The sequence below is a fragment of the Georgenia satyanarayanai genome (assembly GCF_009193135.1).
GTDB lineage: Bacteria > Actinomycetota > Actinomycetes > Actinomycetales > Actinomycetaceae > Oceanitalea > Oceanitalea satyanarayanai.
The window spans coordinates 57,422-77,084 of sequence record NZ_VUKC01000011.1; the positions used below are offsets into that span (position 1 = coordinate 57,422).

Below are 19,663 nucleotides of genomic sequence, written 5' to 3' on the forward strand. Positions count from 1 at the left end.
AGGCTGGTCCCGCGCGCGAGTGGCGTAACTGGCAGCCGCGCCAGGTTTAGGTCCTGGTGTCCTCGGACGTGCGGGTTCGAGTCCCGCCTCGCGCACGATGTACTCGCCCGCGCGGGCACCCACGCAACACGGAAGAGAAGCACCATGAGCGGACTGGCCTCTGACGACATCACCCCCTGGCTGCCGCCGGAGGACCTCGACAGGGTTCGCCGTCAGGTCCCGATGCTCTACGTCGACGTCCTGCCCGTACGGGTGGACGCCACCGGCCAGGTCCAGCAGGTGGGTCTGCTGCTGCGCGCGACCGGTGGCCGCCTCCAGCGCGCGCTGGTCTCGGGCCGCGTGCTCTTCCACGAGACGCTGCGTGAGGCGCTGACCCGTCACCTCGAGAAGGATCTCGGCTCGCTGTGCCTGCCGCGCGTGCCGCTCTCCCCCCAGCCCTTCACGGTCGGTGAGTACTTCCCGACGCCGGGACAGGGTTTCCACGACCCGCGCCAGCACGCGGTGTCACTCGCCTACGTCGTCCCCGTCGATGGCGACTGCCACCCCCAGCAGGACACCCTCGAGGTCGGCTGGTTCACCCCCCGTGAGGCCCTGCTGCCCGAGGTGCAGGCCGAGCTCGTCGACGGGCACAGCACCCTCCTGCAGCAGGCGTTGGCGCACGTCGGCCGCCTCCCGTGAGCATCCAGCCCGGGACCGGCCCGCAGGGGCTGGACGTCGGCCGGGCGTCCCGGGCCGCCGGGACGTGGCGGCAGCGCGGGGCGGCGATGCTGCTCGACATGGCAGCCGTCACGCTCTTCGCCTACCTCGGGCGCGGCGCGCACGAGGGCGGCCGGTCGGCCACCGATGTCCTCGAGGTGGCCCTGCCCTTCCTCCTCGCGCGGCTCCTCGTCACCGTGCTCGTCCAGCACGGGTCGCTGCGGCTGTGGCCCGGCGGCGTCGTCGCCTGGCTCGCCACGTGGGCCGGTGGCCTGGCGCTGCGCGCCGCACTGGGCGACGGCACGGCGCTGCCCTTCGTCCTCGTGGCGCTCGGGGTGCTCGGCGCGCTGTTCCTCGGCTGGCGCGCCGTCTGGCTCCTGGCAACCCGCGTCGGCCGCAACTAGCGGTACCACCCCTCCCTCTCCCCCTCGCGCCGAGCACGCACCCACCGTCACCTGGGGGCCCCGGCGAGGCGTCCAGGTGACCGGCTGTGCGTGCTCGCGGGGTGGGGCGTCAGCCGGCGAAGACCCGGACGACGTGCGGGGCGAGGGCGCGGAACGCCTTGCCCCGGTGGGACACGGCGTTCTTCTCCTCGGCGCTGAGCTCAGCGGCGGACCGGTCCTCGCCGTCGGGCTGGAGGATGGGGTCGTAGCCGAAGCCGCCGCTGCCGCGAGGCGCGGTGAGCAGCCGCCCGGGCATCTCGCCGGTCTCGACGACCTCCTCGCCGCCCGGCGTGACGAGCGCCGCGGCGCAGACGAACCGCGCTCTGCGGTGCTCGGCGGGGACGTCGGAGAGCTGGGCGAGCAGAAGCTCGAGGTTGGCACGGTCGTCCCCGTGCCGGCCGGCCCAGCGGGCGGAGAAGATCCCGGGCGCGCCGCCGAGGACGTCGACGGCGAGGCCGGAGTCGTCCGCGACGGCGGGCAGCCCGGTAGCCGCGGCGAGCGCCCGCGCCTTGATGAGCGCGTTCTCGGCAAAGGTGACGCCGTCCTCGACGGGCTCGGGCGCACCGACGTCGGCGGCACCGACCACGGACGCGGGGTCGAGGTCAGGCAGGAGCGGGGCGAGGATGGCGCGCAGCTCGCCGATCTTATGGGCGTTGTGCGTGGCGAGGACGAGCCGCGCCGCGGTGGCGCTCACCGGCCGGCGAGCGGCGCGGCGAGCGCCGTGCGCTGGAGCTCGGTGAGCTTGGCGGTGCCGGTGACGGCCAGGTCGAGGAGCTCGTCGAGCTCGTGGCGTTCGAAGGGCTTGCGCTCGGCCGTCCCCTGGACCTCGACGAAGCCGCCCGAGCCGGTGACCACGACGTTCATGTCCGTCTCGGCGGCGACGTCCTCGACGTAGGGCAGGTCGAGGACGGGCTGCCCGTCGACGATCCCCACGGAGACGGCGGCGACGGAGTCGGTGAGCACCGGCGTCGAGCGCGTCGCGATGGCGCCCTGGGCGACGCCCCAGGCGACGGCGTCGGCGAGGGCCACGTAGGCGCCGGTGATGGCGGCCGTGCGGGTGCCGCCGTCGGCCTGCAGGACGTCGCAGTCGAGGACGATGGTGTTCTCGCCGAGCGCGCTCACGTCGATGATCGCGCGCAGGGACCGGCCGATGAGGCGGGAGATCTCGTGGGTGCGGCCCCCGACACGGCCCTTGATGGACTCCCGGTCGCTGCGGGTGTTGGTGGAGCGGGGCAGCATCGCGTACTCCGCGGTGACCCAGCCCTGGCCCGAGCCCTTGCGCCAGCGCGGCACGCCCTGGGTGAAGGACGCGGCGCAGAGCACCCGGGTGGCGCCGAACTCGACGAGTACGCTGCCCTCGGCACTGTCGAGCCAGCCTCGGGTGAACCGGACCTCGCGGAGCTCGTCGGGAGCGCGGCCGTCGGCGCGCGGAACGATGGTGCTCGCGGAGGTGTTGGTCATCGGGCCAGGCTAGCGACTACCCCGTCGTCGGGGCGAGGCGCGAGCGTCCGAGGTGACCTTCCTCGCCCCTGCCCCCTCTCGTCACCCTCGCGCGGCCAGCCCGCTCACCGGCCGGCCCGCCACCCACGCGTGCCCTCGTGACCCGCGGTGCTCGACGTCGGATTCCACCGCGAGGAGCGGTCAGGCGACCGGGCCCTGGACCCGCTCCAGCGCGTCGAGGGCGACGAGGACGCCGACGATCCCGACGATCCACGAGGTCGTCTCCGCTCCGGTGCGCTCCATCCACCCCGCGAGGCGCTCGAGGGGTGGCTGCACCAGACGTCCGGAGACGAGTCGGGCACCGAGCAGGAGGAGCGCGGGCAGCACCATGACGACGCAGTACGCGGCGAGGACGCCCACCCGGAGGGGAAGCGTGAGCCCGGACGCCGCGATGATGCCCGTCGCCGCGAGGTAGGGCAGCATCGTCGCGACCTCGAGGACGGCGGCGGCCAGCGCCAGTGCCATGAGTCCACCCGACCCCGCCTCCGAGCCCATCGCGCGGGTCCGCCACCGCAGCAGCCGCCCGGACCGCTCGCCTTCGCGCCTGCGCCCGACGACGAAGCTCGCCACCACCAGGGCGACGCCGAGGGCGAGCTGGAGGCGCGCGACGACGGGGTTGTCGAGCAGCCCGCCCATGTTCTCCAGGAGCGCCCCGGCACCGGCCACGAGCACGATCCCGAGCAGCAGGTAGAACCCCGTCACCGTGCCGAGGAAGACGAGGATCCGGCCCACGCGAACCCGCCCGGGGGTGAGGAGGAGCCAGATCGGGATGAGGAGGGTGCCGAAGCTCGTCGAGTCGACGAGCGCGAGCACGGCGAGGGTCGCCACCGTTGCCAGGGTCATGCCACGACGGTGGCGCCGGCTCGCCCGTCCCGTCGTCGGCCGACGGGACGAGCGTCGCGTACATCCTTCGACGGACCGACCGGGAACGGTGCCTGTGCTGGGATAGGGGCGTGCGCGAGCAGGTCGGGTTGTGGCGTGAGAGGACGAGCGGGACGGACAGTGCCCGCGTCGTCCGCGACGCCGTCGCGACCTTCGCCGCCGGACTCGCGCTGCTCGGCGTGGGCCTCGTCGGCACGTGGGGCGGCGGCCCGTCCCTCGCAGGCACCCGGTGGTGGTTCGTCCTCACGCTCGCCGCCATGTGCGCGCTCCTTCTCGGCAAGGCACGTCGCCCCCTCGTGACGCTCACGGGCGGCACGCTCGTCTTCGCCGTCGACCTCGCCCTGGGCGGCAGCATGGGCGTGGCGATCGGCCTGCTCGACCTCATCTACTCCGCCGCGCTGCGGGTGGGCGCACCGGCGCTGAGACGGCTCGGGACGGGCGTGGCCGCGTGCGTCATCGGCGCGACGGTGGCGGCGTTCGCCGCCACCGGTGACCTGCGGGAGACCGCAAACGTCGCGCTGCTCACCTTCGCGGTGCTCGGCACGCCGCTGTGGTGGGGACGCTCGGTCCGCCAGCAGGCCGAGCTCGCCGCGCTCGCCTCCGCCCGTGCCCGCGACCTGGCCCGCATCGGGGAGCTGCGCGAGCAGGAGGTCGTCCACGCCGAGCGCACGCGGATGGCCGGGGACCTGCACGACGCGCTCGCCAGTCACCTCTCGGCCGTCGCGATCCACTCCGAGGCCGCCCTCGCGGCACCGCGCCGCTCGGACGACGTGCACGCGGCCCACCGCGACCGCGAGGCCCTGTCCGCGATCCGGGCATCCAGCGTCGCAGCGCTGCGTGAGATGCGGGCGATGATCGACCTCCTGCGCGCCGGGGAGGAGACCCGGACCAGCCCGGCCAGACTCGACGAGCTCGACGCCCTCGTTGCGGGGTTCCGCGGCCAGGGCATGGCCGTGTCGGTGCGCCGTGCCGTGCCGGCCGAGCTGCCCGCCGCCGTCGACCAGGCCGCCTACCGCATCGTGCAGGAGTCCCTCGCCAACGCGCTGCGCCACGGCCGTGGCGGCCCGGTGGACATCGCCGTCGACCGTGCCGACGGTGCCCTCCGCGTCGACGTCGTGAACCAGCTCGCCCGGACCGACGGCGGACGTGCCGCGCGGCCCGGGTCGGGGGTCGGGCTCCTCACGATGCGCGAGCGCGCCGAAGCCCTCGGCGGCACCTTCCGGGCCGGGGCCGACACCGGCAGCTGGCGCGTACACGCCACGATCCCCGTCGAGGAGGGCCCATGACCATCCGCGTCATCGTCGCCGACGACCACGCCGCCATCCGGTCGGGCCTGCGGCTCATCCTCGAGTCCGCCGACGACGTCACGGTCGTCGCCGAGGCGGCCGACGGCACCAGCGCCGTCACCAACGCTCGGGCGCTGCGACCGGACGTCGTGCTCATGGACGTCCGCATGCCGGGAACAGACGGCATCGCCGCCACCCGAACCGTCGTCGCCGACGGGCTGGCCGACGTCCTTGTCCTCACCACCTTCGACCTCGACGAGTACGTCTTCGGGGCGTTGCGGGCGGGGGCGGCCGGGTTCCTCCTCAAGACCGTCGACGCCGCCACCCTCCTGGACGCCGTGCGCCGTGTCGCGGCCGGGGAGGGCGTCGTGGCCCCGGAGGTGACCCGCCGGCTGCTCCACGCCTTCGCCGGGACACCGGAGCCGGCGGCCCCGCCCGCCGACGTCTCCTCGCTTACCGAGCGCGAGCGCGAGGTGCTCACCGGCCTCGGGCAGGGGCTGTCCAACGCGGGGCTCGCCACCTCGCTCCGCATCAGCGAGGCGACCGCCAAGACGCACGTGTCCCGCGTCCTCGCCAAGCTGGGCTGCACCTCGCGCGTGCAGGCGGCGATCCGGGCCCGCGAGGCGGGCCTCACCTGAGTCGCACCACCACCACCACCCGACGACGCACGTGGTGAGCTGAACGACCCGACGCCGCGGGCTGCCCGGCGTGCGTGCACCACGTGCGACGTTGGGGGCGCGGACGGACGTCTGCCTCAGGCCTCCTGGGCCGCGATGAGGTCGGCGTACCAGTGGGCGCTGGCCTTCTTCGTGCGCTCCTGGGTCTCGTAGTCCACGTGGACGATGCCGAAGCGCTTGGAGTAGCCGTAGCCCCACTCGAAGTTGTCCAGCAGTGACCACACGTAGTACCCGCGCACGGGTGCACCGGCGGCGACGGCGTCGCTGACGGCCTGGACGTGGTCGCGCAGGTACTCGATGCGGTCGAGGTCCTGGATGCTGCCGTCGGACCGGACGTGGTCGGGGAAGGCGGCGCCGTTCTCCGTCACCATGAGCTGCAGGCCCGGGTGCTCGCGGTGCATCCGCACGAGGAGCTCGGTGAGGCCGCGCGCGTCGATGGACCAGCCCATCTCGGTGTACGGGCCGGGCTGCTGCGGGAACTCGATGTCGTCGCATGCGGGCCAGGGGCTGGCCGTGCTCGCACCGTGACCGTCGGCCTCCTCGCGCTCCCCCACGCCGTCGTACGCGCGCACGACCGTGGGGCTGTAGTAGTTCACGCCGAGGACGTCGAGGGGCTGGTGGATGAGCTCGAGGTCGCCCTCCTGGACGAAGGACCAGTCGGTGACCGAGGCCGTCGCCGCGATGATGTCCTGCGGGTAGGAACCGCTGAGCACCGGGTCGAGGAAGACGCGGTTCTGCAGGCCGTCGATCCGCCGCGCGGCGGCGACGTCGGCCGGTGCGTCGGTGGCGGGGTTCACCCAGGCGAGGTTGAGGGTGAGCCCGACCGTCGCGTCGGGGCGCTCGGCGCGGATCGCCGCTGTCGCCAGGCCGTGGGCCAGGTTGAGGTGGTGGACGGCGGCGAGGACGTCGGCGTGGTTCGTGCGGCCCGGGGCGTGGACGCCGCTGCCGTAGCCGAGGTAGGACGAGCACCACGGCTCGTTGAGGGTGATGAAGGTGCGCAGGCGGTCCCCGAGACGGGCGGCGACGACGCCCGCGTACTCGGCGAAGCGCTCCGCCGTCGCCCGGGCCGGCCAGCCGCCGGCATCCTCGAGGGCCTGGGGCAGGTCCCAGTGGTAGAGCGTCGCGGCCGGGGTGATACCGGCGGCGAGGAGCTCGTCGATGAGGCTCGAGTAGAAGTCGATCCCCGCCTCGTTCACCGGGCCGAGGCTGTCGGCGGTGACCTGCGGGGTGATCCGGGGCCAGGCGATGGAGAAGCGGTAGGTCTGCAGACCGAGCTCCTTCATGGTCGCGACGTCCTCGCGGAAGCGGTTGTAGTGGTCGTCCGCGACGTCGCCGGTGTCCCCGTTCTGCACCTTGCCGGGGGTGTGGCTATAGGTGTCCCAGATGGACGGCGTGCGGCCGCCCGCGTCGGCGGCGCCCTCGATCTGGTAGGCGGCGGTGGCGGCGCCCCAGACGAAGCTCTTGGGAAGGTCGAGGCGGAGCGTGTCGGGCGCGGTGGTGGTCTGGATGCTCATGGTGGTGAATCAGGGCGCTGGCGCCCTGCTCCCTTCTTCGTGGGTGAGAGGTGGCGTCAGCCCTTGACGGCGCCGGCCATGATGCCGCTGACGATCTGGCGGCCGAGCAGGATGAAGACGACGACGACGGGCAGCGTGCCGATGAGCGTGCCGGCCATGATGATGGCGGTGTCCGGCACGTAGCCGCTGCCCAGGTTGTTGAGAGCGACCTGGACGGTCGGGTTGGACGAGTTGAGCGTGATGACCGGCCAGAAGAAGTCGTTCCAGGCCGTCATGAACGTGAGCATGCCGAGCACCGCCATGCCCGGGCGGGCGATCGGGAGCACGATGCTCCAGAAGGTGCGCAGCGAGGTCGCCCCGTCCACCCGAGCCGCCTCGATGAGCTCGTCCGGCAGGGACTGCATGAGGTACTGGCGCATGAAGAAGACGCCGAAGGCCGAGACGAGCGTCGGCAGGATGACCGAGGACAGGCGTCCCGCGAGGTCGAGCTCGGACATGACCATGTAGAGGGGCACGACGCCGAGGGTCGGCGGGATCATCATCGTCCCCAGCGTCATGCCGAACAGCGCCTTCTTGCCCTTGAAGCGCAGCTTGGCGAAGGCGAAGCCGGCGAGGGTGCAGAAGAGCAGCGTGGCGACGGTGACCGTGCCCGAGACGATGACCGAGTTGGTGATCGCCAGCGCGATGTTCTGCTGGTCGAGCGCCGTCTGGATGTTCGCCCACAGGTTCGGGCCGGGGGTGAGCGGGGGCGGTGACTGGACCATCTCCGACATCGGCCGGCTCGCCGCGACGACCATGTAGTAGAAGGGCGCAACGAAGAGGAAGGCCGTGACGCCGAGGACGACGTAGGTCAGCCAGCCGGCGCCGTGGTTGTCGCGCTTGCGCGAACGGCGCGGCGCGGCCAGCGGCGTGCCGGGGATGGCGGGCGGGCGGGTGATCGTCGTCATCAGTCTCCCCCGTCGGTGAGGCGCTGGCGGGTACGCAGGCGCACGAGTGCGGTGTTGAGCAGGACGAGGACGATGATGAGCAGGAAGGTCACCCACGCGACGGCGGCCGCCCGGCCGAGGCTGCCGAACTGCCAGCCCTGCTGGTACATGAACAGACCCAGCGTCTGGTACTGGTTGACGGCGCCTCCGTTGGGTGTGCCGCCGCCGAAGAGCAGCGGTTCACCGAAGAGCTGGGTGGCACCGATCGTCGAGACGACGACGGTGAACACGATCGTGGGGCGCAGGCCCGGGAGCGTGATGTGGCGGAACTGCTGCCACCGGCTCGCGCCGTCGAGCGACGCGGCCTCGTACAGGTCGAAGGGGATCGACTGCATGCCGGCGAGGTAGATGAGGGCGTTGTACCCCGTCCACCGCCACGTCACGATGACGGCGATGGCGATCTGCGCGCTGAGGTTGCCGTTGCGCCAGTCGATGGCGTCCATGCCGATGAGGGACAGGATCCAGTTCGCGAAGCCGCCGTCGCGCCCGAAGATCTGCGCGAAGACCAGTGTCGACGCGGCGACGGAGGTCGCGTACGGCATGATCATCGAGATCCGGAAGAAGTTCCGGGCCCGCATCTTGTAGTTGAGCAGGTGCGCCAGGCCCAGGGCGAGGATCAGCTGCGGCACCGTCGAGAGGACGCCGATGGTGAAGGTCTTGAGCAGCGCGTTGTAGAACTTCGGGTTCTCGAAGAGCCAGACGAAGTTGTCCAGCCCCACCCACGTCATCTCGGAGTTGAGGCGGAAGTCGTAGAGGCTGACCCACACCGTGTAGATGAGGGGGAACAGCCCGAAGGCGGCGAAGAGCAGGAAGAACGGCGCCACGTAGACGTAGGGCGCTGTCACGGCCTCCCACCGGAAGATCCGGGACCGCAGGGTGCGGCGGGGCGGCCTCGGCGCGGGACGCGTCGGGGGCTCGGGGACCGGCGCGCTCGCTGCCGGCCGCGCGGGGACGGTGGAAGTCATGGGGGCCTCTCGGCGGGACGGGACGGGATCGCGGCGGACCGGTGGGGCGGGCGGCGCGCGCCCGCCCCACCGCGGACCGTCAGCCGACCTGGTTGAGGATCTGGGAGACGCCGTTCTCCCACGCCTCGGCCGGGTCGACGCCGTTGACCTCGACGGACAGCAGCGCCTGGACGAGGGCGTTCTTGGCCACGCCGTCGTGCGGGCCGAGGATCTGCGTCGGCGCGTTCTCGGCGGACGTCGTGAACACCTCACCGGTGGGGGCACCGTTGAAGTACTCGTCGGTCGTGTCGCCCACGAGCGCGATGGCGCCGGTGTTGGACGGGAAGTTGCCGACGTTCTCGAAGACGGCGGCCTGCTGCTCGGCGTCGGTCAGCCACGCGAGGAGCTCGGCTGCCTCCTCCTTGTTCTCGCTGGCGGCCGGGATGCCGAGGTAGGCACCGCCCCAGTTGCCGCCCTGCCCGCCGGGGAGCGTGGTGATGTTCCACTGGCCGCTCCCGGCGTCCCCGGCCTTGCCCTTGATGTAGCCGATCATCCACGAGGGGCACGCGATCGAGGCGAAGGTGCCGCTCCCGAAGCCCGCGTCCCAGCTCGGGTCGACGAACTGCTCGAGCTTGGCGGTCAGCCCGTCCTGGCCGGCCTGCGCCGCCATGTCGAAGGCCGCACGGACGGCCGGGTTGCTGTCGACGACGAGCTCGCCGGCCTCGTCGTGGTAGATCTCCGACTCGGTCGAGATGATCGCGTTGTACAGGCCACCGGCCGAGTCGTGGAAGGCCGTGCCGTCAGGCGCTCCCGCCGTGAACTCCTCCCCGAGGGCGAGGAAGTCCTCCCAGGAGCCGAGCTGCGCGGCGAGCTCGTCAGGATCCGACGGCACGCCGGCCGCCTCGAAGAGGTCGGAGCGGTAGCACAGCGCCATCGGCCCGATGTCGGTGCCCAGCCCCAGGACGCGGCCGTCCGCGGTCGTGGCGGCGTCTGCCTTCCACTGGACGTAGTCCCCGACGCGGTCGCCGGCCACGGTCTCGCTCAGGTCGGTCCACAGGTCCGCCTGGTTGGCGGTGACCTCGGAGATCCGGGCGACCTCGATGCCCTGGATGTCCGCGGTGCCGCTGCCGGAGTTGAGCTTTGTCTGCAGTGCGGGCCAGTACTTGTCCTCACCCTGGGTGGAGTCGTACTCGATGACGATGTCGGGGTTCTCCTCCATGTACTGCTCGAAGAGACCCGACTCCTCGAAGCCGAAGGTGCCGAAGAGGGAGACGGTGAGGGTGGTCTTGCCGCCGCTGCTCGAGTCGGCCGCCGCCGAGTCGGTGCTGGCGCTGTCCCCGCAGGCGGACAGCGTCAGTGCGCCCGCCGTGATGGCCGCGATCACGGCCACAGACTTCCTGGTGTGCATTGCTCCTCCTCGCGGCCGAAGCGGCCGGCTGGTGTCGGCGGGCGATCAGGCCGTCCTGATCGCCCCGTCCGGGCCCCCAGCTCTTCCTGGGCGACTCGGGAACGGATGGGCGCCGTGGAAGCGGTTCCATGACGTTCCACGTACTGTGCCGGGCGACGCCTGCCGTGTCAAGCGCCACTCATGTCACAGCACGGTCACGGCCTCGGGACCGCCTCCCCGGTGGCTTCCTCCGTCGCTGACCTGCGCACAGGTCCGGCGAGGCGGGGTCCCGCGGCACCAGGCGCGGCGTGTCGAGCGCGTGTCGCGGACGTGTGCGCAGTCCCGGGACAGCCCCCAGCGGGCGAGGTGCTCTCAGGGACACAGCCCCGGCGGGAGGGGCGGGCGGCCGGCCCGCCACCGGGCGGGACCCAGCCGGCGGCGCGACGCGAGCGCGGGGTGCGTCAGGCGGAGTCGCGCGGGACGAGGGCGACGTCGAGGGTCACCGAGGTCGCCTGGCCGCCGTCGGCGAGGTCGATGAGCATGCGCGCCATCTGGCGCCCCATCGCCTCGAGGGGCTGGCGGACCGTGGTGAGCGGCGGGTCGGAGTCGACGGCGATCGGGACGTCGTCGAAGCCGACGACGGCGACGTCGTCGGGCACGCGCAGGCCCCGCTCGCGCAGCGCACGCAGGGCGCCGACGGCGGTGAGGTCGTTGGCGGCGAAGAGGCCGTCGACCTCCTCCCCCGTGGCGAGCAGGTCCCGCATCACCCGGTAGCCGCCGCCGATCGTGAAGTCCCCCTCGACGACGCGCGACTCCGGCAGGTCTACGCCCTGGTCGGCCAGCTCGGCGCGGAAGCCGCCGAGCCGGTCGCTCGTGGCGGTCATGTCGCGCGGGCCGGTGATCGTCGCGAGCCGGCGGCAGCCGCGGGCGAGGAGCGCCTGCCCGGCGAGCCGTCCCCCGGAGAAGTTGTCCGGGCTGACGAAGGGGAAGGAGGCGCGCCGACTCGGCGGGCGGCCCGCGAGCACGACCGGCACCCCGAGACGGTGCACCCGCCCGGGGAGCGGGTCGTCGCCGTGGACGGAGAGGAACATCGCGCCGTCGACGTGGCCGCCGGCGGCGTACTCCTCGAGCCGGGCACGGTCGTCGTCGCTGCTCACGACGACGAAGAGGAGCTGGCGCCGACGCTCGGCCGCCGCGACCTGCGCCCCGCGCAGCACACCGGCGAAGAACGGGTCGGCGAAGAACTTCTCCCCCGACTCGGCGACGACGAAGGCGAGCGCGTCGCTGCGGCTCGTGGCCAGGGACCGGGCGGCCTGGCGCGGGACGTAGGAGAGCTCGGCGGCGGCGGTGCGGACCGCCTCGCGGGCACGGTCGCTGACCCGGGGGTCCCCGCTCAGCACCCGGCTGGCGGTGGCCCGGGAGACCCCGGCGCGCCGGGCGACCGTGTCGAGGGTCGGGGCCGTGTCTCTCAGCGGCGTGACCATGAGGTCCTCCCTCCGGCAGGTGGTCGTGGTGGACAGTATGCACACCGCTTCCACGGGGCGGGAGCACCGCCCAGGCGTGCAGCGTCCCCCAGCGGGGTGTTCCATGGGGCGCGGGAGGGCAGCGGTGGACTGGTTCGTCGCGGAGGACTACGGGCTCGCACGGGTCGTGCTGCAGCGCGGTGTCGCCGCGCTGTACGTCGTCGCCTTCGTCGCCGTGCTGCGGCAGTTCCCGGCCCTGCTCGGGGAGCGCGGCCTGCTGCCCGTCCCCCGCTTCACCGCCCGGGTCCCGGCGCGCGCGACGCCGAGCCTCTTCCACCGGCGGTACTCCGACCGGCTGCTGCGCGTCGTCGCGTGGACCGGGATCCTGCTGGCCCTCGCCGTCGTCGTCGGGCTGCCCCAGCAGGGGCCGCCGTGGGTGCCGATGCTCGTCTTCCTCGTCCTGTACGGGCTGTACCTCTCGGTGGTCAACGTCGGGCAGGTCTTCTACGGCTTCGGCTGGGAGTCCCTTCTCCTCGAGGCCGGCTTTCTCGCCGCGTTCCTCGGCTCGGACGAGGTCGGCACCCCGTGGGTCACGCTCGTCGCCTTCCGCTGGCTGCTCTTCCGCGTGGAGTTCGGCGCCGGCCTCATCAAGCTGCGGGGCGACCGGGCCTGGCGCGATCTCACGGCCCTGCACTACCACCACGAGACCCAGCCGATGCCCGGCCCGCTCAGCTGGTTCTTCCACCACCTGCCCGGCCCGCTGCACAGGGTCGAGGTGGCCGCGAACCACGTCACCCAGCTCCTCGTCCCCTTCTTCCTGTTCGCGCCGCAGCCGGTCGCGACGTGGGCGGCCGCCGTCGTCGTCGTCACCCAGCTGTGGCTCGTCGCGTCGGGGAACTTCGCCTGGCTCAACTGGGTCACCATCGTCATCGCGTTCTCGGCGGTGCACGACGACGTCGTGGCGGGTCTGGTCCCGGCCCTCGCCCCGGGCCGGGCGTACGGTCCGACGCCGCTGTGGTTCGCCGTCGTCGTCGTCGGGGTGGGGGCGGTCCTCCTCGTCCTCAGCTGGTGGCCGGCCCGCAACCTCCTGTCGCGCCGGCAGCGGATGAACGCCTCCTTCAACGTCTTCCACCTCATGGGCGCGTACGGGGCGTTCGGGTCGATCACGCGGCGCCGCGACGAGATCGTCGTCGAGGGCACGCGGGCCGCAGACCCGGGTGAGGACGACTGGGAGGAGTACGTCTTCCGCGGGAAGCCGGGACCGCCGGGGCGGCTGCCGCGCCAGTACGCGCCCTACCACCTGCGCCTCGACTGGGGCATGTGGTTCCTCGGGCTCGGCTCCTCCGCGCAGCTGGCCTGGTTCGTCCCCTTCCTCGACCGGCTGCTCGAGGCGGACCGCGCCACGCTGCGGCTCCTCGCCCGCGACCCGTTCGACGGCGAGCGCCCGACCTGGGTACGGGCGCGGGTCTTCCGCTACCGCTACTCCACCTGGGCGGAGCTGCGCCGCGAGCGGGTGTGGTGGGTGCGGCGGGAGGTCGGGGCGCTGACCGCGCCGCGGCGGCTCGGGCCGGAACGCCCCTAGGCCCCGGGCGCCGTCAGCTTGTCCACGAGCACCGACAGGCCCTGGCGAGCCGACTGCTCGGCGAGGCGGACCCGCTCCTCCGTGGCACGGGCCTCCTCCAGGTCGGCGACGGCGCGGTCCACGGCTGCCCGGCAGGCCTCGACGCCGTGCTCGCGCTCGTGCTCAGCGGCCGCGCGGTCGTCGTGGAGGCCCTGGACCTCGCTGGCGGCCAGCTCGACGGCCCGGTCGAGGAGGAAGCGGTAGGCGGCGCGGCCCTTCTTCCCGGTCGTCTTGCGCTCCAGCGCCTCGACGTCCTCCGTCACCGTCTCGCGCATGAAGACGCGCGGGTCGGAGCGGTAGGGCTGCGCCGCCGCTGCGTCCTCCGCCTGGGCGAGCCGCTCCCGCGCCTGGGTCAGGCGCCGCTCGGCGTCACGCACGGCCGCCGCGGCGGCCTCACGGTGCGGGGCGAAGCGCCCCTCGAGCGCGGCGACGAGCCGCTCACGCTCGCCGGCGGCGAGCCCGTCGCCCGCCTCAGGCTGCTCGGAGATGGCGCTCCCCCTCCCTCAGTGTCGTGGTGCCCACTCTGTCACCTCGCGGGTGGCGCCGTCAGCACGTCCAGGGCACGGGAGAGCACGTCCTCCAGGGAGGCGCGCGGGACCGGTGCCCGGGACCACGCCCGCAGCGCCGCGAGGAGCGCTCCCGCCTGCGCCGTGCCGACGACCTCGGCGGCGAGCTCCTCCACCCCCCGGCGCCGCAGGTGCGCGGCGAGGACGCGTCCCGCGCGGACCTGGCGCCGGGCCGCCGACTCCTCGAGCTCCTCGGCCACACCCATCGGCTCGGCGTTCGCGAACGCGAGGACCACGGTCCCCGGCTCGAGGGCGGACGCCACCCGGAGCAGCGCGGCGCGGGTCTCGGCGACGGGGTCGACCGTGGCGTCGTCGTCCGCCAGCTGCGCGGCGAGCGCCTCGAGGGCGTCGTCGACGGATGCCCACAGCAGGTCGCTCTTGGCGGGGATGTAGTTGAAGAAGGTGGCCCGGCTCACGCCGGCGCGGCGGGTGATGTCCGCCACGGAGGTGGCGGCGTAGCCCTGCTCAAGGAACAGCTCGCAGGCCGCTTCCTCCAGCATCTCGCGGCTCGCCGACCGTGGCCGGCCCACCCGGCGCCCTTCGTTCACGCCCCGATCCTACGGCCCCCGGCCGTCCGGGCGGGGATATTGTTGGACGCGGACCAAGAACCTGTCGAGTGAAACGGTGCGCCCCCATGGCTCAGGCCTCCCGCCTCACCGCCGCGGCCCTCGCGGCGGCCCTGCTCCTCACCGCGTGCGGAGGTGGGGACGACGGCGGCACGGCGACGGGCGAGCCGGTCGAGGGTGGCACGCTCGTCTACGCCACCGGCGACGCCGAGCCCACCTGCCTGGACCCCCACGTGGGCGGCAACTACCCCCAGGCGCTCATCAGCACCCAGTACCTCGAGCCGCTCGTCGGCCGCGACGCCGAGGGGCAGATCCAGCCGTGGCTCGCCACCGGGTGGGAGGTCAGCGGGGACGGGCTGACCTGGGACCTCACCCTCGCCGACGGCATCACCTTCACCGACGGCACGCCCCTGGACGCCGAGGCGGTCAAGGTGAACATCGAGCACCTGCAGGACCCGGACACCGCCTCGTCCACCGGCTACCTCGGGGTGCGGAAGATCGAGGAGGTCGAGCCCGTGGACGCCACCCACGTGCGCTTCCACCTCTCCGAGCCGGACTCCGCGCTGCTCGAGTCGCTGTCGATGCAGTGGACGGCCATGCAGTCCCCCGCCGGCATCGCCCGCGGCCAGGACGAGAACTGCGCCGCCCCGATCGGCACCGGGCCCTTCGTCGTCACCGAGTGGGTGCCCCAGCAGCACGTCGTCCTCGAGCGCAACGAGGACTACGCGACCCCCGGCCCGGAGGCCGACCACGACGGCCCCGCCCACCTCGAGCGCCTCGAGTGGCGCTTCCTCCCCGACCCCGCCACCCGCTGGGCGGCCCTGCAGTCCGGGGAGGTCCACGTCATCGACAACCCCGAGCCGGAGGCCATCGTCTCCGCCGAGGCCGGTGAGGACATCACCCACATCGACGCGCCGCGCCCCGGCTCGGTCAACCGCATCGAGCTCAACTCCTCCCAGCCGCCCTTCGACGACGAGCGCGTGCGGCAGGCCTTCGTCTACTCCGCCGACGTCGACCCCGGCATCGAGACGCTCTACCGGGGCGTGGCCACCCGCTCCCACTCCCCACTCTCCAGCGTCGAGCCGATGGGCTACAGCGACCCCTCGCTGTTCGTCACCGACCTCGAGGAGGCTGAGCGGCTGCTCGACGAGGCCGGCTGGACCGAGGTCGACGACGAGGGCTACCGCGTCCGGGACGGCGAGCGGCTCACCGTCCGGTTCCCGGTGAGCACGAACCAGTCCGTCGCCGCCGAGCAGGCGCTCTTCGAGCAGGTCCAGGCCAACACCGGGAGGGTGGGTTTCGCGGTCGTCCTCACCCCGCTCGACCTGTCCGCCTGGTACGGCGCGCTCGCCGCCCCGGAGGACGGCGGGGAGAACACCTACGAGGCGGTCAGCGCCCCGTACACGAAGGTCGGGCCGGACGTGCTGCGCACCCTCTACCACTCCGACGGCACCGTCCCCGCGCCCAGCGGCTACTTCGCCAACCTCTCCCAGGTGACCGACCCGGAGATCGACGCCCTCCTCGAGGAGGCCGCCCGGATCACCGACCCGGACCAGCGCGCCGACCTCTACGAGCGGGCCCAGCGCCGCGTGCTCGAGGGCTACTACATCCTGCCGCTGTACGACCAGCAGAACCACTTCCTCACCCGCGGGGTGGAGGGCGTGACGACGCTCGGCACGGTGTCCACCCCGACCTTCGTCAACGCCCGCCTCACCTCCTGAGGCCCGCTCGATGACCGTGCTGCGCTGGCTGCTCGGGCGCCTCGCCGCGGCGGCGCTCGTGGCCTGGGTCGTGGCCACCGTCGTCTTCTTCGCACTGCGCTCGGCGGGCGGGGACCCCTCCGAGGCGATCCTCGGCGGGCCCGGCTCCCAGGCCGGCCCGGAGGCGGTGGCCCGGGTCCGCGAGGAGTACTCCCTGGACGAGCCGCTCCTGGTCCAGTACCTCCTCCAGCTCGCGCGCACCGTCACCTTCCAGCTCGGGGACTCCTACGCCCGACGGCGGCCGGTCTCCGAGCTCATCGGCGACCAGCTCACCGGCACCCTGGTGCTCGCAGCGCTGGGCCTGCTGCTCGCCTGGGTCATCGCGCTGGCGGTGGCGACGGCGGCGGTCCTCGCCCGCGGCCGGCTCGCGCGCCGGGCGGTGGGGCTGCTGCGCGGGGCGGAGGTCGTCGCCTCGGTGACACCGCACTTCTGGCTGGGGGCCGTCCTCATCGCCGTCTTCGCCGGCGCCCTGGGCTGGTTGCCGGCCACGAGCAGCGACAGCTCGCTGCGCTCCCTCCTGCTGCCCGCCGTCACCCTCGCGGTGCCGGTGGCGGGCTTCCTCGGGCAGGTGATGCGCGACGGGCTCGAGGAGGCGCACGCGGCGCCGTTCGCGACCACCTCCCGCGCCCGGGGCGCCGCGGAGGGCCGGGTGCTGTGGCGGCACTCCCTGCGGCACGCGGCCCTGCCTGCGATCGCGCTGTCCGGCTGGGCCTTCGGCTCGCTGCTCTCCGGAGCCGTCGTCGTCGAGACGCTCTTCGGGCGGCCGGGGCTGGGCCGGCTCCTCATCGACGCGACGCACTCCCGCGACGTCCCCGTCGTCATCGGCGTCGTCCTCGTCATCGCGCTCGGCTACGTCGTCGTCATGTCGGTGGCCGACGTCCTCGAGCGGGTCGTCGACCCGCGGCTGCGGGGGCGGGTCGAGGCCGTGCGCAGCGCCCCGCAGGGGCAGGTGGTCTCGTGACCCTCGACCTGGGGCGCGCGTCGCGCGCGTGGAGGGCACGGGCGTGGCAGGTGCTGGGCCCGGGCGGGGTGGTGAGTGCCGCCGTCGTCGTCCTCGTGCTGGTGGCCGCGCTGTGGCCGCAGCTGCTCGCCCCCGGTGACCCGACCGCCGTCGCCCCGGCGGAGGCCTACCGGCCGCCGGGGGCCGGGGCGCTGCTCGGGACGGACGCCTCGGGGCGGGACGTCTACACGCGCGTGGTCCACGGCGCCGGGCAGTCCCTCGGCGTGGGCGCCCTGGCGACGGCGATCGGGCTCACCCTCGGGGTCGTGCTCGGCTTCGGCGCCGCGCTGGGGCCGCGGTGGCTCGATGGCCTGCTCGGCCGGGTCATCGAGGTGCTCTTCTCGCTGCCCAGCCTCGTGCTCGCGCTGCTGCTCGTCGCGGTGCTCGGCGCCGGCGTGGGGCCCTCGGTCATCTCGGTGGGCCTGGCGACGGCGCCCGGCTACGCCCGGATCCTGCGGGCGCGGGCCCAGGCGGTGGCGCAGAGCGCCTACGTCGGCGCGGCGCGGCTCGAGGGCGTCTCGGCGCCTGCCGCGTTCGTCCGCCACGTCCTGCCCAACACGGTGTGGCCGCTCGTGGCGGTGGCCACGCTCGGCATCGGCCAGGCGATCGTGTGGGTCTCCGCGCTGAGCTACCTCGGCCTCGGCGCCCTGCCGCCCTCCCCCGAGTGGGGCGCGATGCTCAACGCCGGCCGCCTCCACATCACGAGCTCGTGGTGGCTCACCGTGGCGCCCGGGCTGGCGATCACGGTGACGGCGGCTGCCCTGACGATGCTCGGGCGGCGGCTGGGCGCGGTGGCGCCGTCGTGAGCCCGGTCCTCGACGTCGCCGGCCTCACCGTCACCTTCCCCGGGGTCGGGGAGGTGCTGCGCGGTGTGGACCTGCGCCTGGAGGCGGGACGGTGCCTCGCCGTCGTCGGGGAGTCCGGCGCCGGGAAGTCGGTGCTGGCGCGCAGCCTCGTCGGGCTGGCCGGGGAGGGCGGTGCCCCCGCGCGGGTGAGCGCGAAGCGACTCGCCGTGGCGGGGCGGGACGTGCTCGGCGCCAGCGCGCGGCAGTGGCGGGAGCTGCGCGGAGAGCGGGTCGGGCTCGTCCTCCAGGACGCGCTGCAGTCCCTCGACCCGCTCCGCACCGTCGGTGCGGAGGTGGGCGAGTCCCTCGCGGTGCGCGGGGTGGGGCGCGTCGAGCGGCACGAGCGGGTGCTCGCCGCCCTCGCCGCCGCCGGGCTCGACGAGCCGGCGGTGCGCGCGGCGCAGCGCTCCGGCGAGCTGTCCGGCGGGATGCGCCAACGGGCGCTCATCGCCTCGGCCATCGTGTCCGAGCCGGCACTCCTGGTGGCCGACGAGCCGACCACCGCCCTCGACGCGACCGTCGCGCAGGGCGTGCTCGAGCTCCTCGGCCGGCTGCGCGACGCCGGGACCGCGATCCTCCTCGTCAGTCACGACCTCGGTGCCGTCGCGCGGCTGGCCGACGACGTCGTCGTGCTCGACGGCGGCCGCGTGGTCGAGTGCGGACCGGCCGACGTCGTCCTCACCGGCCCGTCCCACGAGGTGACCCGCGCGCTCCTCGGCGCCGTCCCCCGCGGCTCGCGGCGGCCCGCGGCCGCCGGGCCGGGGCCGGAGGTGCTGCGTGCAGCAGGCCTGCACCGCCGCTACCGGCTGCCCGGCGGAGGCACGGTCGACGCGCTCGACGACGTCTCGCTCGTCGTGCGTCGCGGCGAGGCCGTGGGGGTGGTCGGGGAGTCCGGGAGCGGGAAGTCGACGCTCGCGCGGGTGCTCGTCGCCGCCGAGCAGCCCGACGCCGGACGGGTGGAGCTGGCCGGAGAGCCGTGGAGCGAGCTCCCCGAGCGTCGGCGCCGGCCGCGGCGCCACCTCGTACGGCTGGTCCCTCAGGACCCGCTGGGCTCCTTCGACCCGCGCTGGAGCGCGGGCCAGGTGCTGCGCGCGGCGGTCCGGGCGTCGGGCAGCAGCCGCACGCCGGAGGAGCTGCTCGAGCTCGTCCGGCTGCCCGCCGCGACCCTGCGCCGCCGCCCGAGGGCGCTGTCCGGCGGCCAGCGGCAGCGGCTCGCCATCGCCCGCGCCCTGGCGGCCGACCCCGAGGTGCTCGTCCTCGACGAGCCCGTCTCCGCGCTCGACGTCACCGTCCAGGCGGCGATCCTCGAGCTGCTCGTCGACCTGCAGGAGCGCACCGGGACCGCCCTCGTGCTGGTGTCGCACGACCTCGCCGTCGTGCGGCAGGTGTGCGAACGCGTCGTCGTCATGCAGGGCGGCCGCGTGGTGGAGGAAGGCCCGGTCGAGCAGGTCTGGCAGCATCCCCAGGCCACCCTGACGCGCGCCCTCCTGTCGGCAGCCACCCCCCTGCCCTAACCCCGCGCCCCAC

At 74.0% G+C, this 19,663-nt stretch carries 19 protein-coding genes and 1 tRNA gene; 10 read left to right on the top strand and 10 right to left on the bottom strand.

The window, feature by feature from the left end:
* Positions 1–13: 13 nt before the first annotated feature.
* From GD632_RS12180 to GD632_RS12190, 3 genes are all read left to right on the top strand, one after another.
* Positions 14–95, top strand: a tRNA-Leu gene (locus GD632_RS12180).
* A gap of 49 nt (positions 96–144) precedes the next feature.
* Entirely contained in the window at positions 145–678 is a 534-nt protein-coding gene (locus GD632_RS12185; protein WP_152192476.1) for a DUF4916 domain-containing protein, read from the top strand.
* Positions 675–1,100: a DUF3054 domain-containing protein gene (locus GD632_RS12190; RefSeq protein WP_226924841.1), complete on the top strand. Its 426-nt coding sequence runs from the start codon at positions 675–677 to the stop codon at positions 1,098–1,100. The genes GD632_RS12185 and GD632_RS12190 overlap by 4 nt, the downstream gene beginning before the upstream one ends.
* 109 nt (positions 1,101–1,209) lie before the next feature.
* Here GD632_RS12190 and rdgB read toward each other — a convergent pair whose 3' ends face one another.
* The 3 genes from rdgB to GD632_RS12205 form a co-directional block, all read right to left on the bottom strand.
* Positions 1,210–1,833 carry an RdgB/HAM1 family non-canonical purine NTP pyrophosphatase gene (rdgB, locus tag GD632_RS12195; protein ID WP_152192477.1) on the bottom strand — a complete coding sequence of 208 codons (624 nt, stop codon included), beginning with the start codon at positions 1,831–1,833 and terminating at the stop codon, positions 1,210–1,212.
* Complete coding sequence (gene rph / locus GD632_RS12200) at positions 1,830–2,600, bottom strand: ribonuclease PH (RefSeq protein ID WP_152192478.1); 771 nt, start codon at positions 2,598–2,600, stop codon at positions 1,830–1,832. Before rph ends, rdgB begins: the two co-directional genes overlap by 4 nt.
* A 180-nt stretch (positions 2,601–2,780) precedes the next feature.
* A complete protein-coding gene (locus GD632_RS12205) occupies positions 2,781–3,482 on the bottom strand; it encodes a GAP family protein (RefSeq protein WP_152192479.1) in 702 nt (233 codons plus the stop codon).
* A 110-nt stretch (positions 3,483–3,592) separates the two neighbouring features.
* Between GD632_RS12205 and GD632_RS12210 the strand changes: the two genes are divergently transcribed.
* Complete coding sequence (locus GD632_RS12210) at positions 3,593–4,807, top strand: sensor histidine kinase (RefSeq protein WP_152192480.1); 1,215 nt, start codon at positions 3,593–3,595, stop codon at positions 4,805–4,807.
* Positions 4,804–5,445, top strand: a complete 642-nt coding sequence (locus GD632_RS12215) for a response regulator (protein ID WP_152192481.1) — start codon at positions 4,804–4,806, stop codon at positions 5,443–5,445. The genes GD632_RS12210 and GD632_RS12215 overlap by 4 nt, the downstream gene beginning before the upstream one ends.
* A gap of 116 nt (positions 5,446–5,561) precedes the next feature.
* On the opposite strand, the gene GD632_RS12220 is transcribed toward GD632_RS12215, so the two are convergent.
* The 5 genes from GD632_RS12220 to GD632_RS12240 all read right to left on the bottom strand — a co-directional run bounded on the left by GD632_RS12220 (position 5,562) and on the right by GD632_RS12240 (position 11,799).
* The gene (locus tag GD632_RS12220; protein ID WP_152192482.1) at positions 5,562–6,998 is read right to left on the bottom strand and encodes a GH1 family beta-glucosidase; all 1,437 of its coding nucleotides are present in this window, start codon (positions 6,996–6,998) and stop codon (positions 5,562–5,564) included.
* A gap of 56 nt (positions 6,999–7,054) precedes the next feature.
* Positions 7,055–7,945, bottom strand: coding sequence for a carbohydrate ABC transporter permease (locus tag GD632_RS12225; RefSeq protein ID WP_152192483.1), 891 nt, complete (start codon positions 7,943–7,945; stop codon positions 7,055–7,057).
* Positions 7,945–8,949, bottom strand: coding sequence for a carbohydrate ABC transporter permease (locus tag GD632_RS12230; protein ID WP_152192484.1), 1,005 nt, complete (start codon positions 8,947–8,949; stop codon positions 7,945–7,947). Before GD632_RS12230 ends, GD632_RS12225 begins: the two co-directional genes overlap by 1 nt.
* Positions 8,950–9,028: 79 nt before the next feature.
* Positions 9,029–10,312 carry an ABC transporter substrate-binding protein gene (locus GD632_RS12235; RefSeq protein ID WP_226924843.1) on the bottom strand — a complete coding sequence of 428 codons (1,284 nt, stop codon included), beginning with the start codon at positions 10,310–10,312 and terminating at the stop codon, positions 9,029–9,031.
* Positions 10,313–10,776: 464 nt separating this feature from the next.
* The gene (locus GD632_RS12240; protein WP_152192486.1) at positions 10,777–11,799 is read right to left on the bottom strand and encodes a LacI family DNA-binding transcriptional regulator; all 1,023 of its coding nucleotides are present in this window, start codon (positions 11,797–11,799) and stop codon (positions 10,777–10,779) included.
* A gap of 124 nt (positions 11,800–11,923) precedes the next feature.
* Between GD632_RS12240 and GD632_RS12245 the strand changes: the two genes are divergently transcribed.
* The gene (locus GD632_RS12245; RefSeq protein ID WP_152192487.1) at positions 11,924–13,360 is read left to right on the top strand and encodes a lipase maturation factor family protein; all 1,437 of its coding nucleotides are present in this window, start codon (positions 11,924–11,926) and stop codon (positions 13,358–13,360) included.
* Here GD632_RS12245 and GD632_RS12250 read toward each other — a convergent pair.
* Together GD632_RS12250 and GD632_RS12255 are read right to left on the bottom strand one after the other, a co-directional pair.
* Positions 13,357–13,776: a hypothetical protein gene (locus GD632_RS12250; protein ID WP_152192488.1), complete on the bottom strand. Its 420-nt coding sequence runs from the start codon at positions 13,774–13,776 to the stop codon at positions 13,357–13,359. The two genes, GD632_RS12245 and GD632_RS12250, sit on opposite strands and share 4 nt — an antisense overlap.
* 149 nt (positions 13,777–13,925) lie before the next feature.
* Complete coding sequence (locus tag GD632_RS12255; protein ID WP_152192489.1) at positions 13,926–14,513, bottom strand: TetR/AcrR family transcriptional regulator; 588 nt, start codon at positions 14,511–14,513, stop codon at positions 13,926–13,928.
* Positions 14,514–14,599: 86 nt separating this feature from the next.
* On the opposite strand from GD632_RS12255, the gene GD632_RS12260 reads away from it, so the two are divergent.
* Genes GD632_RS12260 through GD632_RS12275 form a run of 4 tightly spaced genes read left to right on the top strand, consistent with a single transcriptional unit; the run spans position 14,600 to position 19,650 of the window.
* Positions 14,600–16,252, top strand: coding sequence for an ABC transporter substrate-binding protein (locus GD632_RS12260; RefSeq protein ID WP_152192490.1), 1,653 nt, complete (start codon positions 14,600–14,602; stop codon positions 16,250–16,252).
* A gap of 10 nt (positions 16,253–16,262) precedes the next feature.
* The gene (locus tag GD632_RS12265) at positions 16,263–17,252 is read left to right on the top strand and encodes an ABC transporter permease (RefSeq protein ID WP_152192491.1); all 990 of its coding nucleotides are present in this window, start codon (positions 16,263–16,265) and stop codon (positions 17,250–17,252) included.
* Complete coding sequence (locus GD632_RS12270; RefSeq protein ID WP_152192492.1) at positions 17,249–18,097, top strand: ABC transporter permease; 849 nt, start codon at positions 17,249–17,251, stop codon at positions 18,095–18,097. The genes GD632_RS12265 and GD632_RS12270 overlap by 4 nt, the downstream gene beginning before the upstream one ends.
* The gene (locus GD632_RS12275; protein WP_152192493.1) at positions 18,094–19,650 is read left to right on the top strand and encodes an ABC transporter ATP-binding protein; all 1,557 of its coding nucleotides are present in this window, start codon (positions 18,094–18,096) and stop codon (positions 19,648–19,650) included. Before GD632_RS12270 ends, GD632_RS12275 begins: the two co-directional genes overlap by 4 nt.
* Positions 19,651–19,663: the final 13 nt, after the last annotated feature.

Excerpts from the sequence above, each read along its gene's own strand:
- GD632_RS12205 (WP_152192479.1), bottom strand. The coding sequence starts at position 3,482 with ATGACCCTGGCAACGGTGGCGACCCTCGCCGTGCTCGCGCTCGTCGAC.
- GD632_RS12185 (WP_152192476.1), top strand. The coding sequence starts at position 145 with ATGAGCGGACTGGCCTCTGACGACATCACCCCCTGGCTGCCGCCGGAG.
- rph (WP_152192478.1), bottom strand. The coding sequence starts at position 2,600 with ATGACCAACACCTCCGCGAGCACCATCGTTCCGCGCGCCGACGGCCGC.
- GD632_RS12240 (WP_152192486.1), bottom strand. The coding sequence starts at position 11,799 with ATGGTCACGCCGCTGAGAGACACGGCCCCGACCCTCGACACGGTCGCC.
- GD632_RS12215 (WP_152192481.1), top strand. The coding sequence starts at position 4,804 with ATGACCATCCGCGTCATCGTCGCCGACGACCACGCCGCCATCCGGTCG.
- GD632_RS12260 (WP_152192490.1), top strand. The coding sequence starts at position 14,600 with ATGGCTCAGGCCTCCCGCCTCACCGCCGCGGCCCTCGCGGCGGCCCTG.
- GD632_RS12225 (WP_152192483.1), bottom strand. The coding sequence starts at position 7,945 with ATGACGACGATCACCCGCCCGCCCGCCATCCCCGGCACGCCGCTGGCC.
- GD632_RS12265 (WP_152192491.1), top strand. The coding sequence starts at position 16,263 with ATGACCGTGCTGCGCTGGCTGCTCGGGCGCCTCGCCGCGGCGGCGCTC.
- GD632_RS12220 (WP_152192482.1), bottom strand. The coding sequence starts at position 6,998 with ATGAGCATCCAGACCACCACCGCGCCCGACACGCTCCGCCTCGACCTT.
- GD632_RS12230 (WP_152192484.1), bottom strand. The coding sequence starts at position 8,949 with ATGACTTCCACCGTCCCCGCGCGGCCGGCAGCGAGCGCGCCGGTCCCC.